Source organism: Streptomyces klenkii (genome assembly GCF_003626645.1).
Taxonomy (GTDB): Bacteria; Actinomycetota; Actinomycetes; order Streptomycetales; family Streptomycetaceae; genus Streptomyces; species Streptomyces klenkii.
In genome coordinates this window covers 70,830-83,244 of sequence record NZ_RBAM01000019.1, presented here as the reverse complement: position 1 = coordinate 83,244, position 12,415 = coordinate 70,830, and the positions used below count along the sequence as shown (strand labels likewise).

General features: G+C 70.4%; 12 protein-coding genes. 3 read left to right on the top strand and 9 right to left on the bottom strand.

Annotated features, from left to right (window positions below; translation table 11 throughout):
* Nucleotides 1-1,059: 1,059 nt before the first annotated feature.
* Complete coding sequence (locus D7231_RS38580; protein WP_422396774.1) at nucleotides 1,060-1,263, bottom strand: DUF6255 family natural product biosynthesis protein; 204 nt, start codon at nucleotides 1,261-1,263, stop codon at nucleotides 1,060-1,062.
* 478 nt (nucleotides 1,264-1,741) lie between these two features.
* Between D7231_RS38580 and D7231_RS30650 the strand changes: the two genes are divergently transcribed.
* Both D7231_RS30650 and D7231_RS30645 read left to right on the top strand, forming a co-directional pair.
* Nucleotides 1,742-2,605 (top strand): helix-turn-helix domain-containing protein, encoded by an 864-nt coding sequence (locus D7231_RS30650; RefSeq protein WP_158673837.1) that lies wholly within the window; start codon nucleotides 1,742-1,744, stop codon nucleotides 2,603-2,605.
* Nucleotides 2,606-2,845, top strand: a complete 240-nt coding sequence (locus tag D7231_RS30645) for a DUF397 domain-containing protein (protein WP_338419889.1) — start codon at nucleotides 2,606-2,608, stop codon at nucleotides 2,843-2,845.
* Here the strand turns inward: D7231_RS30645 and D7231_RS37140 are convergent.
* The 7 genes from D7231_RS37140 to D7231_RS30615 all read right to left on the bottom strand — a co-directional run bounded on the left by D7231_RS37140 (nucleotide 2,801) and on the right by D7231_RS30615 (nucleotide 9,847).
* The gene (locus D7231_RS37140) at nucleotides 2,801-3,061 is read right to left on the bottom strand and encodes a hypothetical protein (RefSeq protein ID WP_199739492.1); all 261 of its coding nucleotides are present in this window, start codon (nucleotides 3,059-3,061) and stop codon (nucleotides 2,801-2,803) included. The genes D7231_RS30645 and D7231_RS37140 overlap by 45 nt on opposite strands.
* 77 nt (nucleotides 3,062-3,138) lie before the next feature.
* The gene (locus D7231_RS30640) at nucleotides 3,139-3,996 is read right to left on the bottom strand and encodes a fumarylacetoacetate hydrolase family protein (RefSeq protein ID WP_120758871.1); all 858 of its coding nucleotides are present in this window, start codon (nucleotides 3,994-3,996) and stop codon (nucleotides 3,139-3,141) included.
* A 144-nt stretch (nucleotides 3,997-4,140) separates the two neighbouring features.
* A complete protein-coding gene (locus D7231_RS30635) occupies nucleotides 4,141-5,253 on the bottom strand; it encodes an amidase domain-containing protein (RefSeq protein WP_242000001.1) in 1,113 nt (370 codons plus the stop codon).
* A 303-nt stretch (nucleotides 5,254-5,556) separates the two neighbouring features.
* Entirely contained in the window at nucleotides 5,557-6,069 is a 513-nt protein-coding gene (locus D7231_RS30630; RefSeq protein WP_158673836.1) for a ricin-type beta-trefoil lectin domain protein, read from the bottom strand.
* Between the two features lie 138 nt (nucleotides 6,070-6,207).
* Nucleotides 6,208-7,668 (bottom strand): sodium:solute symporter family protein, encoded by a 1,461-nt coding sequence (locus D7231_RS30625; RefSeq protein ID WP_120758880.1) that lies wholly within the window; start codon nucleotides 7,666-7,668, stop codon nucleotides 6,208-6,210.
* A 41-nt stretch (nucleotides 7,669-7,709) separates the two neighbouring features.
* Nucleotides 7,710-7,907 carry a DUF3311 domain-containing protein gene (locus D7231_RS30620; RefSeq protein WP_242000000.1) on the bottom strand — a complete coding sequence of 66 codons (198 nt, stop codon included), beginning with the start codon at nucleotides 7,905-7,907 and terminating at the stop codon, nucleotides 7,710-7,712.
* A gap of 563 nt (nucleotides 7,908-8,470) precedes the next feature.
* Nucleotides 8,471-9,847, bottom strand: coding sequence for a DUF445 domain-containing protein (locus D7231_RS30615; RefSeq protein ID WP_120758879.1), 1,377 nt, complete (start codon nucleotides 9,845-9,847; stop codon nucleotides 8,471-8,473).
* A gap of 304 nt (nucleotides 9,848-10,151) precedes the next feature.
* Between D7231_RS30615 and D7231_RS30610 the strand changes: the two genes are divergently transcribed.
* Complete coding sequence (locus D7231_RS30610) at nucleotides 10,152-11,477, top strand: SGNH/GDSL hydrolase family protein (protein WP_120758867.1); 1,326 nt, start codon at nucleotides 10,152-10,154, stop codon at nucleotides 11,475-11,477.
* A 160-nt stretch (nucleotides 11,478-11,637) separates the two neighbouring features.
* Here D7231_RS30610 and D7231_RS30605 read toward each other — a convergent pair whose 3' ends face one another.
* Nucleotides 11,638-12,267 (bottom strand): DUF1707 SHOCT-like domain-containing protein, encoded by a 630-nt coding sequence (locus D7231_RS30605; protein ID WP_120758866.1) that lies wholly within the window; start codon nucleotides 12,265-12,267, stop codon nucleotides 11,638-11,640.
* Between the last annotated feature and the right edge of the window lie 148 nt (nucleotides 12,268-12,415).

Genomic DNA, 12,415 nt, shown 5'->3' with positions numbered 1-12,415 from the left:
CGTGGGTTGGTGCGGGTCAGAACAGGCTGACATCCGACCCCGGACGTGGTGCTCACCGAGCTCCGGGGCGAGGTGGCCGGCCAGTGGCTGGGATCCGTGGGACAGATGCGGGTTAGTGCGGGCTGGGGGTGGCTCGGATCCGTGGGGTGGGTGCGGGTCAGAACAGGCTGGCAGCGGGGGGGAGGGGTGGGGGGCTTGGCCTCGTCGGGTGTCCGTCGCTCGGTGGGTGGTTGGCCGCCGTACTCGCGCCGTCACGGATGCGGGCGCGTGAGGAGACCTTGCCCTCCGGCCGTGGCTGAGGGGGAGCGGGCTGCTGCCGCGATGTGGTTCCTGCCGTCGTGGGCGTTCCACTAGGCGCGCCATAGTTCGTGGTTGCGCGGCCGGGTGGCGGGTGGAGTGAGGCCGGGGCTAGTGAGGCGCGGACGGCTGACGCTTTCGGGTCACTTGTACGCCGCGGGCGGCTGGTGGGCGGTCGGCTTCCAGCCCGGGAGGCCACCCGCCACTGCCCGCGGCCGGATGGTGGGGCGGCAGGGTCCCGGGCTGCCGGATGGGGCTGGTGAGGCGCACCGACCGCACTCCCGGCGCACTTGTACGCCGCGTACAGCCGCTGAGTGGGTGGCTTTCGGCCCGCAACGGCCACCCAGCAGCCGGTGATGAGGCAGCGGAGGAACGGGCTGCCGGATGAGGCCACTGAGGCATGCCGCCGACGTTCCCTGGCCACTTGTACGCCGCGCAGCACCTCCCGCCGGTTGATTTCCGCGCCGAGAGGGCGCCAACCCCCACCCTCCCGCACCCGGCCGCTCAGCCACGACGGTGACAAGGTGAGTGGAACGCCCACGACGGGAGGAACCACATCGCGGCAGCAGCCCGCTCCCCATCAGCCCAGGCTGATGGGAAGGTCTCCTGACGCGCCCGCATCCGTGACGGCGCGAGTACGGCGGCCAACCACCCACCGAGCGACGGACACCCGACGTGCCCGCGCCCCCCACCCCTCCCCCCCGCTGCCAGCCTGTTCTGACCCGCACCTATGCCACGGGACCCAGCCCCCACCACGCCACCCTACGGGGCGCGTTCGCGATGTGCGTTGCTGCGGCGCGGTCCGCCTTGTCCGCGTCCCGCGGTTTCGGGGTGAGCGCGTGCGGCAGGCCCGGGGGGGCGCAGCGCGCCGTAGTCCGTGAAACGGACGGTTCCGCACGTCCGGCAGCGCTGTTCCCCCGGTGCGGGGTATGCCCAGCCCTCGGCGTGGATACAACGGACCCTCATGCGGGCGCCCCTTCCGCCTCCGCCATGTGCGACCTCCAGTGCCGCCTCGCCGTGACGAGCGCCTCTGCCGCTTTGGCCTTGTCCCCTCCCGACTCCGCCTCCCACCACGCCGCTTCCAGTGCCGGGCACTCCTGGCATTCCGCCATCCGCGGCCGCCTGTACGTTTCCGGGTTCCGCCGTGCGGCGGCCCGCTCCGCGCTGGTCGCCAATCGCAGCGCGACGAACGGTACTTCCGTCTCTGTACCTCCACCGGGTGGACGTACCCGAACCCGCCCACCCGTTCCCCCGATGACCTGTACGATCCGGCCATCCCGGGTGTCTACGACGAACGCCCCGTTCCGGTATGCCATTCCCCTGATCCTTTCGCGAGTTCCCCCGGACGCCATCCCACAATGCACCTATTTCCAGAGCCATTTCAAACCCCAAATTGCAGCCCTACAAATTGCAGCACTGCAAATTGCAGCTCAGGAGGCCCAGGTTGGGACAGCAGGCACGGTGCACCGCACGGCGCAGGAAGCTGGGCGCTGCACTCCGCGAGATCAGGGAACAGGCCGGCGTGACGGTCGCACAGGCGGTGCAGGCCGTTGGCGGAGGCAACTCCAAGGTCAGCCGCATCGAGACAGGAAAGCACCGCGTCACTCCAATGGAGCTGACTACATTGCTGGATCTCTACGGCGTGACCGAGAAAGGAACTCGCGACTGGCTCCACGCACTCGTGTCGGAGCAGCGCAAGAACACTTGGTGGCGCCAGTACGGCGAGCTGTCACCCGGTTTCGTGGAGAGCCTCACACTCGAGAGCGAGGCTGAAGAGATTTCCGTCTACCAGAATCAGGCTGTACCTGGACTTCTGCAAACACCGGAGTACGCCCGGGTAGTCCTGGCCGGCGCTCCGGAACCGCGCACCGACGAGACACTCGACTTGTATGTCGCCATCCGCATGAAGCGTCAAAGCGTCCTCCGACGCCAGAAGCCTCCGCGATACCACTGCGTCATCACGGAGGGCGTGATCCGTCAACAGACCGGCGGCCCGAAGACCATGGCCGCACAGCTCCGGCACCTGGTGTCCATGTCCCGTCTCCCGAACGTGACGATCCAGGTCATCTCGCACTCCCAGACCGCATTCACGTCTCCTGCGCAGGCCTTCAACCTGCACTTGTACCCGCCCCCCATGAACTTCGGCGTCGTCCAGATCTCATACCTCGACCGCGAACTGTTCCTGGAGGAGGATGGTGATGTAGCGAAATGTCAGCGGACGTTCGACGCCCACCGGGCTTCGGCGCTGTCAGCCCAGCATTCCGGCGAACTGATCTCGTCGATCGCAGATGAACTTGAACAGGAGTGAGTGCACGTGGCACGTCATGGACTGCCCCCGCACGCGTGGCGCAAGTCGTCCTTCAGCGATACAAGCGACCCTTATTGCGTCGAGATCCAAGCAACCCCCGACGCCCTCATCGCCATAGGCGACAGCAAAGCCCGCCCCCGAGGCGCATTCGTCTTCTCGCCCCACGCCTGGGCGACCTTCGTCCACTCCATACGCTCAACCGGCCTGCTGACGCGGCCGGTTGCACACCAGGACCACTAGCGCCAGGCCCGCCCCCAGCGCCACCATCGCTGCCCCCGCCAGCAACGTGTCGCCGCCCGTCGGCGTGCCGTCGCGCACTAACGTCCGCCCGTCGGGGGCGACGTGGCGCGCCCTGGGCGCAGGTGCCGCACCCGGCAAGGTGAACGCGCACACCAGCACCACGCCCACCGTCACCACCAGCGCGGCCAGTGTTGCCGCAGTCTTCCTCCTGCGCATATCTCAAAATATGCCCGCACTCGCGGCAAAAACCTCGCCGTACACGCCGAGCGTCACACCGCCGCCCTACGCGTCCTTCAGCACTCCTTCACTACCTGCCGCTGCCGCCCGAGCCCCTCGATCTCCAGCTCCACCACGTCCCCCGCCCGCAGGTACGGCTTGGGTTCGGCGTGGGCCAGGGCGACGCCCGCCGGCGTGCCCGTGAGGATCACGTCGCCGGGGTACAGGGTCATGAAAGAGCTGACGTAGCGGATCAGCTCCCCCACGGGGAAGATCTGGTCGGCCGTCGTGCCGTCCTGCTTGAGTTCGCCGTTGACCCAGAGCCGTAGCCGCAGGTCCTGCGGGTCGGGGACCTCGTCGGCCGTGGCGAGCCACGGGCCCAGCGGGGTGAAGGTCTCGTAGTTCTTGCCCTTGACCCACGCGCCGCCGCGGTCGAACTGGTACTCGCGCTCGGAGACGTCGTTGGCGGCCAGATAGCCCGCCACCACACGCATCGCCGCCTTCTCCGACTCCAGGCGGCGTGCCGTGCGGCCGATGACGACGCCCAGCTCCACCTCCCAGTCCGTCTTCTCGCTCCCCCAGGGGATGAGGACGGTGTCGTCCGGGCCGGTGACCGTGTCCGCGGCCTTCAGGAAGAGGACGGGTTCGGCAGGAATGACGGACCGGGTCTCCGCCGCCAGGCCGCGGTAGTTCAGGCCCACGCCCACGATCTTGCCGATCCGCGTGACCGGCGGCCCGGACCGTAGTCCCGACGGGTCGAGCGCCGGCAGGATCCGGGCGCCGACCGCGGCGCGGATCCGGTCCAGGGCGGAGGGGTCGGCCAGGAGGGCGCCGTCGATGTCCGGTACCAGCGCCGACAGGTCCCGGATCGTGCCGTCCTCGTCCAGCAGCGCCGGGCGTTCCGCCCCCGCGGGCCCCACACGCAGCAGTTTCATCGCTTGATCGTCCAAGAGCGGAGCCCGTCTCCGCAAGAGACGTTTCGGACTGCGAACAGTGAATTACTGCATGCACGCGTGCCCGCACACACGCATGCGGGCCGTGGCCCGGAGGAGCGCTCCGAAGCCACGGCCCGCGCCGCGTCACGTGCGGTAGGCGTAGTACACCGCTCCCGGGTAGGACGCGATGATGCTCGCGACCGACTTCCGGTAGGTGTTGGTCGAGTGGTACGTCACGTACGGGACGCCCATCCTGCTCCGGTACGTGGTGATCATGGAGTGGTCCTTGGACCCGTCACCGTCGAAGTCCATCTGGAGGATGTCGCCGACGTCCATCTGGTAGACGTTCGGCAGGTTGGTCGCCCGCTTGCCGGAGAGCGTGTGCCACGCCCACTCGTTGGCGCCGACCCAGGAGTCGGCCTGGCTCGACTTGTTGTACCACCACTTGTGGTAGTCGGAGGTGTCCGAGCCCGGCACGTCCTTCCAGCCGCCCGCCTTGAGGGACTGGCTGATGAAGTTGGTGCAGTCGCCGCCCGCGGCGTTGAAGCTGCGGTAGGCGGGGTTGTAGTTGCGCCAGTACTTCTCGGCGTACGCGGCCATCGCCTTGTAGTCCAGACCGCCCTTGGCGGGGGTCAGGTCCTTCGGCTTGGCGTTCCTGCTGCCGGGGTACCGGGTCGAGGCCGGGCTGCCGTTGAGGTCGATGCTGCCGGTCGCGGCCACCGCGGTGCGGGGCTCGTTGATGGCGCCGGGGCCGTCGTCCTGCGGGCGGATGCCCGTGAGCTCCCAGTTCCCGCCCTTGCCGAGGGAGAAGCTGAGCTCGTGGTGGGCGGTGAAGCCGGTCGTCGACGGCTCGTCACCGCGGATCTTCTTGTACGTCAGCTCCGTGGTCTCGGTGACCCGGACGGTGGCGCGGTTGCCCTTGACGGTGGCCTTGTCGACCGAGGTCTTGGTGTCGGCGGCGGTGTACGCCTCGCCGAGGGCGGCGAGCCACGCCTTGCGCGTCTTCAGCGACGACAGCCCGGTGTCCTCGGCCCGGGAGAGGCCGGCGGAGAGACGGACCTTGCCGTCGAGCTTGGCGGCCTTGCGGCCGGCCGTCGAGCGGGTGTCCAGCAGGACGGAGGTGCGGTCGTTCAGGACGGCGTCGGCTATTCGGCCGAAGGCTTCGACCGTGGCGCTGTCGGCGGTGCGGGAGTCCGGCTTGCCCGCCGCGAACGCGGCCGACGTGGGCAGGAGAGCGGCCGTGGCGGCCACCGTCACAGCCGCCCCAACAGCGGCTCTGAATCTCGTTATGTGCACGATGTTTCCCCTTGTCGCCCGGTCCGAGCGGACCGGGGACGGAATCTTCGCACAAACCTTGGATTACCAGTGGTACGGGTGACCATTAGACGGATGTACGTCTATCTCCCGAACACGCACGAACAACGCACGGACACGCACGGTCAAAATTGGTCCAGACCGACGAGTCGGGATCATCCGAGTCGGGATCGCCGGTCTGGCCGCAATTCGTCAGCCGCTCGTCAGCTGCCCGTCAGCTGCTCGTCAGCCGCCGGGCTCGGACGCCTACTTGTCGTAGAAGGTCCACAGCTGGTTGTTGGGACCGTCGCCCTGCTCCTCCGTCGTCACGGCCTGGTCGGCGCCGTTCGCCTGGAGGGCCGCGTCCGCGAACTTCTTGTTGATGATCTCGGTCTGGCTCTCGGCGGTGTCCACCGTCCAGCGCTGCGCCAGGTTGCGCGCGTCGCACTTGGTCAACTGCACCTTGCCGGAGACGGCGGTGGCGGTCACGCACGTGCCGAACCGGGTGTTCTTGATCGTGTAGACCCCCAGGCCGTCGGCCTGGGTGGTGACTCTGTCGAACGTCCACACCTGGTCGGCGAAGCTGCCGTCTCTGGTCCGGACGGCAGCCCCGTCGTAGGCGTCGAGGTTGGTGTTGTCGAGGTACGACTGGACGGACTTGGTGAAGGTGTCGGGGGGTGCGGCCGCGGCGGCCGTAGCCGGGTTCCCTGTTGCAACGAGAGCACCACTCAGGATGGTCGTCGCCGCGGCCGCAAAGATCGTTTTGCCGGTGATACGCATTGCATCGCTCCATTCGGTCGAAACCATGCGATCAGGAGAACAGCGCGAACATTTCCATTCGCTTTTGCTCATGGCAAGCGCCGTAACCGGCCAAGCAGCTGACCAAGAAGCCGCCAATCAGCCGGGCCATTCGCCCCGTTATGCCGGAACCGACGCCTCCGGTCGTGGATCCGTCGCCAGGACGTCCTCGTCCGGGCGGTCGTCGGCGTCCTTCGGGCCGAGCCAGGAGACGGCCAGGGCCACCAGCAGGTTGACGCCCAGCGCGAGCGCGCCCGCGTTCACGCCCCAGAGGGGGTCGTGTTCCGTGAAGACCAGGGCGCACACGAGCGCCCCGCCCGCCACGAGGCCGCTCACCGCGCCCCACAGCGTCAGCCGACGCCACATCAGCCCCAGCAGGACCATGGGTACGAGCTGGGCCATCCCCTCGTACGAGATGAGGGAGAGGCGTACGAGCGTGTTCGGCGTCAGGTACGTCAGGACGAGCGCGAGGGCGCCCGCCACGACCACCACGACCTGGGCCGCGAGGCGCTGGCGCCGCGGGCGGCCGGCGAGGGCGGGGACCGTGCCGAGGACGCTCTTCCCCCACATCGTGCCGATGACCAGCATGAAGACGGCCATCGGGACGATGGAGGAGAGGGCCGCGGCGACGCCCGTCAGGCCGACCGCCCACGCCGGCAGCGAGTCCACGACCAGCTTGAAGAGGGCGAGGTTCGAGCCGGCGCCCGTCAGGCCCGGCACGACGAAGAGGGCCGCCATTCCCAGCAGCATCGGCACGAACAGCAGCACGTTGTAGAACGGCAGGAGCATCGCGTTGCGGCGCAGCGCGTCGGCACTGCGGGCGCCGAGGTAGCCGGCGACGGTGGTCGGGAAGATGACGACCGTCAGCGAGTTGAGGAAGCTCGTGGTCGCGAACCAGGTCGCGTCGAGGCCGCTGCCGCCGTGGCCGGAGAGCGTCAGCCACTCCGGCTTCTCCGCGACGAGGCGGTCCAGGAAGGGGCCGTAGCCGTCGAAGTAGTGGTTCGGGATGTAGATCGCGAGGAAGGCGAGGGTGATGATGACGAGGACGTCCTTCAGCACCGACACCCAGGCGCTGCCGCGCAGGCCGCTCACCACGACGAAGCCGGTCGTCACGGCGAAGGCGATGAAGTAGGCCCAGTTCAGGCTGATGGCGCCGTAGGAGATGGTGGAGACGACGACGCCCATGCCGGTGATCTGGAGCTGGATGTACGGCAGCAGGCAGACCGTCGCCAGGATCGCCACGGCCGTGCCGAGCCAGGGGCGGCCGTAGCGGTGGGCGACCATGTCGGTGATGGTGACGAGGCCGTGGCGGCGGGCGTACGACCACAGGGTCGGGCCGACGACGTAACCGATCGCGTAGCCGCAGGACATGTAGGCGATGACGTAGAGGACCGGGGCGCCGTGGTTGTAGCCCCAGCCGGCGGCGCCGAGGTAGCTGAAGCTGGTGTAGCCCTCGCCGGCCATCAGCACCCAGATGAACACGGTGCCGAGGCTGCGGCCGCCCACGGACCACTCCGCGATGCCGGTGGTGCGGCCCCGGCCGCGGACGGCGAGCAGGCCGAGGGCCACGGTGAGCGCCATGAAGACGCCGAAGACGGTCGTCGCGACCGCCGCGTTGCCGCTCACACGCGGCCTCGCTTGCGGTCGCCCCGCCAGGCGAGGAAGACGGCGGCGGGGGTGAGGAGGGTGGCCGCGAGCAGCCAGAAGAAGAGGAAGGGGAGGCCGAGGACGGTGGGACGCACGCGGTCCACGAGCGGCAGGACCGCGAGGAAGAGGACGTACGGGGCGAGCAACCACGGCAAGGCGGGACGTTTCAACACGGGGTGACCCTAACCGGGCGGGTCTTGGGAACGTACGTCCCGGGGTTCTTCGGCACCGCCGGTGCCCCCGGTGGGGGTTGCCCGCCGCGGCGGCGGCTTCAAGGGCCTGGGCGGCCCTTGACCGGCCAGTGCTTGGTTCGGCACCGCCGGGTGCCCTGCCGGGCTGGGGCGTCCGGGGTGCTCGGTCGAGGTCGGCTCGGCACCGCCGGATGCCCCGGTGGGGGCGGATCGCCGCTGCGGCGGATTCAAGGGCCTGGGCGGCCCTTGACCAGCCAGAGCTTGGTTCGGCACCGCCGATTGCCCCGGTGGGGGCTGATCGCCGTCGCGGCGGATTCAAGGGCCTGGGGCGGCCCTTGACCTCGGCTGGCCGGAGGGGCTGGAAGTGGGCGGAGGTGGTGGGGGCGGAGGTGGTGGGGGCGTAGGGGTGGGGGGTCGGGGCGCTGACGTGTATTTGCGGGTCCGGTGCGACGAGGGTGACATCTCCGTGCCGGGGGCGGGCCCGTAAATATGCGGCCCCGACCCCCCACCCCGGAGCGCCCACCACCGGAACCCACCCGACAGCCTCAGCCCCCCAACCCCCGCGTCAACCCGTAGATGCACAGGCCCGCCAGCGCCCCCACCACCGTGCCGTTGATGCGGATGAACTGGAGGTCCCGGCCGATGTGGGCCTCGATCTTCCGGGACGTGTGTTCCGCGTCCCAGCTCGCGATCGTGTCCGTGATCAGCGACGTGATCTCGTCGCGGTACGTCGTCACGACGTACACCGCCGCGTCCTCCAGCCACCCGTCGACCTTCGCCCGCAACCGCTCGTCGCCCGCCATCCGCGCGCCGAGCGAGAGGATCCCCGCCCGCACCCGCAGCCGCAGCTCGCTCCGTTCGTCCTCCGCCGCCGCGACGATCATGGCGCGCACCGACGCCCACACGGACGCGATGACGTCCTGGACCTCGCCCCGGCCGAGCAACTCGGACTTCAGCCGCTCCACCCGCGCCCGCGTGTCCGTGTCGGACTGGAGGTCACGCGCGAAGTCCGCGAGGAAACGATCGACCGCGCCGCGCGCCGGATGATCGGGCATGTCCCGCATCTCCGCGGCGAAGCGCAGGAGTTCCTTGTAGACGCGCTCGCCGACCTTCCGGTCGACGAAGCGCGGCGTCCAGCCGGGCGCGCCGCCGGTGACGGCCCCCATGACGGAGTCGCCGTGGGCGACGAGCCAGTCGTGGGCGCGGACGCACACCAGGTCCACGACCCGCCGGTGCCCCCCGTCCGCGACGACCTTCTCCAGCATGGCCCCGATGCCGGGCGCGACCTCGGCCGCGTCGGCACGCCGCGTGATGGCCTCGCCGACGACGGCCTGGACGTCGGAGTCCCGCAGGACGGTGAGCGCGCCGCGCACCGCCGTGGCCAGTTCGGCGGTGACGCGGTCGGCGTGCTCGGGGCGCGAGAGCCACGTGCCGAGGCGGGAGGCGATGCCGACGGTGCGCAGCCGGAGGCGGACGACGTCCCCGGAGAGGAAGTTCTCGCCGACGAAGTCGCCGAGGCTGCGGCCGAGCGTGTCCTTCTTGGTGGGGATGATCGCGGTGTGCGGGATGGGCAGGCCCATCGGGCGCCGGAAGAGGGCGGTGACGGCGAACCAGTCGGCGAGGGCGCCGACCATGCCGGCTTCGGCCGCGGCGGCCACGTAGCCGGTCCAGGCCCCCGCGCCCGCCGACTGCCCCCACTTCGCCAATCCGTACACCAGTGCGACCGCCAGCAGCAGGCCCGTGGCCAGGGCCTTCATCCGGCGGACGCCGCGCCGCTTCTCCTCGTCGGCGGCGCTGTAGGTGAGAGCGCCCGGCGGAGCGGGCATCACCCGTTCGGCGGTACCTTCACCGCCCTCCCCTCCGCCGTCCGGCCCCCCGCCCTCCAGCCCCCCACCGCGCTCGCCCTCAGGCGACCGTTTCATCCGCACCACCCGTTAACCACCCGTTCCACCTGCGCCGGCCGCTCCGGACCGGCTTCCGTGCATTCTCCTTACCCGGCCTACTCCTGGAACGGACCGGGAGTTCCCCGCGTCTGACAAGTCGCATGTGACAGGTTGCGTGATCCACCGGACCGAGGGCCGCTCCCCGCGAGCGGACCCCGAGGCCCCCGTGGGATCATGGAACGGCGATCGGACCGCGAGGGCGCTGTTGCTGATCAGTCGCTGTTTTCGTCCCCGGTTCCGCACCGGAGCTGCCCGCTCCGCCTCATCGCAGGAGACATCCGCAATGAACAGGCCACCCCTGCCCCGCGGTACGGCCTACGCCGTACTCGCCGCGCTGGCGGCCGTGGTGATCGTCATCTCGACCGCGATATTCCTCGGCACCGCCGGCCGGGACGGGCGGACCGTGACCGGCTCGCACGAGAACCGCGGCTCCGCCGAGCCCGCCGCCTCCGGGCAGTGGGTGGGCACCTGGGCCACCGCACCGGCGGCCGCCGAGCCGAACACCCCCAAGGGCTTCGCGGGCATGTCCATCCGCAACGTGGTCCACACCAGCATCGGCGGCACGGGCGCGCGCATCCAGCTCTCCAACCTCTACGGCACCGTGCCGCTCGCCGTCACCCACGCCTCGCTCGCCGTCGCCGCGGCCCCCGGCTCGCCGGCCGCCGTGCCCGGCAGCATGCAGCGGCTGACGTTCGCCGGGCAGCCCACGGCCACCGTGCCGGTCGGCGGGTCCCTGATCAGCGACCCGGTCCGGCTGGCCGTGCCCGCCGCGGCCGACCTGCTCGTCACCACGTACTCGCCGACCCCGTCCGGCCCGGTCACCTACCACGCGAGCGCCCGGCAGACCTCCTTCATCGCCCGCGGCGACCAGGCCGAGGAGCCGCTCGGCACGGCGTACACGACGAAGACGCCGTACTGGCGCTACGTCTCGGGCGTCGACGTGTGGACGCAGGAGGCGCACGGCGCCGTCGTCGCGCTCGGCGACTCCATCACCGACGGCGTGACGTCCTCCACCGGCCTCAACCGCCGCTGGACGGACTTCCTGGCCGCCCGGCTGCGCACGGAGCCCGGCGCGCCGCGCTACGGCGTCCTCAACGAGGGCATCAGCGGCAACCGCATACTGCTGAGCAACTCTCCCTCGCCGACCGCGAACAACCTCAGCGGCCTCTCGCGCTTCGACCGCGACGTGCTCGGCCGTACGGGCGCCCGCGTCGTCGTCATCGCGCTCGGCGTCAACGACATCCTGCGCAAGCCGCAGGTCGACAATCCGCAGCAGATCGTCGACGGGCTGCGGTCGATGGTGCGGCGCGCGCACGAGCGCGGACTGCGGGTGGTCGGCTCCACGCTGATGCCGTTCCACGGGCACAAGGGCGCCGTGCAGCGGCAGGAGGTCACGCGGCAGGGGGTCAACCAGATCATCCGCTCGGGCGGCGTCTTCGACTCCGTCGTGGACTTCGACCGCACGCTGCGTGACCCGGCCGCCCCGGAGCGGCTGCTCCCGGCGTACGACTCGGGGGACCACCTGCACCCGAGCGACGCGGGGTACGAGGCGATGGCCCAGGCGCTGGACCTGGAGGCTTTGAAGGGCCAGGCGGCGGCCGCGCTCTGATTTTTCGGGGTACGTACGACTCCGGCGGGAACCGCATTCCGCCGGACCCTCCCCGCGGGGGTTTCTCGCCGTGGCGGCGGGCATGTCTTTGCCGCCGCCGCGGCGAGCAGCCACCGGACACCTGTCCGGCGGTGCCGGGCCGCGCCCGAACCCGTACGTGCTACTCGAGCGACTTCCGTCGTTCCTTGCGGTCCACCCCCACCCCGCCCCAGAAGGCGAAGCCGGTGATCCGTACGCGCGGGGAACCCGGCGTCCCCGCGCCCGACGCCTTGTCGCCGAAGCCGCCCATGATGCCGAAGCCGCCGACGTGCACGTCGAGCTCCGGCGGCACGACGATCTGCATGCCGCCCATGATCGCGACGCAGCGGATGACGATCTCGCCGTCCTCGAAGCGCGCCTCGCGCAGGTCGATCTCGCCGCCGCCCCAGAAGGCGAACGCGGTGAACCGGCGCGGCACCGTCCACGTGCCCTTGCGCTGGAAGCCGCCCATGACGCCGACGGCCACCGTGCCGCCCGCGGGGCCGCCGATGCGCCCCGCCCAGCCCTCCCCGGCCGGCACGGGCGAGCTCGTCGCCTTGGTGAGGGAGACGGCCGCGCCGCCGCCCGGCGCCGGCAGGTCCCGTACGAGCGGCTCCAGCTCTCCGTGCGTCCTGGCCTTGTACGCCGCTTCCAGGCGCTCCTCGAACTCCTCCATCGTCAGCCGGCCCTCGGCGACGGCCTCGCGCAGGGCTTCGGCGATGCGCTCCCGCTCGGCGTCCGAGGCGCGCATTTCAGGAAGTTCGCTCATCATACGAACAGCGTAGCGAGCGGAATTCTTGGTTCCGGGTCCTCGTCCGGCAGGACACGCACAGGACACGGAAAGGAGCCCGATTGAGACCGATAGGGGACATTCACCGCAACGGCCCCGCACGGGCGCATCTCGTACCGCATCCCGTCGT

Excerpts from the sequence above, each read along its gene's own strand:
- D7231_RS38580 (WP_422396774.1), bottom strand. The coding sequence starts at position 1,263 with ATGAGGGTCCGTTGTATCCACGCCGAGGGCTGGGCATACCCCGCACCG.
- D7231_RS37140 (WP_199739492.1), bottom strand. The coding sequence starts at position 3,061 with ATGCGCAGGAGGAAGACTGCGGCAACACTGGCCGCGCTGGTGGTGACG.
- D7231_RS30640 (WP_120758871.1), bottom strand. The coding sequence starts at position 3,996 with ATGAAACTGCTGCGTGTGGGGCCCGCGGGGGCGGAACGCCCGGCGCTG.
- D7231_RS30630 (WP_158673836.1), bottom strand. The coding sequence starts at position 6,069 with ATGCGTATCACCGGCAAAACGATCTTTGCGGCCGCGGCGACGACCATC.
- D7231_RS30625 (WP_120758880.1), bottom strand. The coding sequence starts at position 7,668 with ATGGCGCTCACCGTGGCCCTCGGCCTGCTCGCCGTCCGCGGCCGGGGC.
- D7231_RS30615 (WP_120758879.1), bottom strand. The coding sequence starts at position 9,847 with ATGAAACGGTCGCCTGAGGGCGAGCGCGGTGGGGGGCTGGAGGGCGGG.
- D7231_RS30610 (WP_120758867.1), top strand. The coding sequence starts at position 10,152 with ATGAACAGGCCACCCCTGCCCCGCGGTACGGCCTACGCCGTACTCGCC.
- D7231_RS30605 (WP_120758866.1), bottom strand. The coding sequence starts at position 12,267 with ATGATGAGCGAACTTCCTGAAATGCGCGCCTCGGACGCCGAGCGGGAG.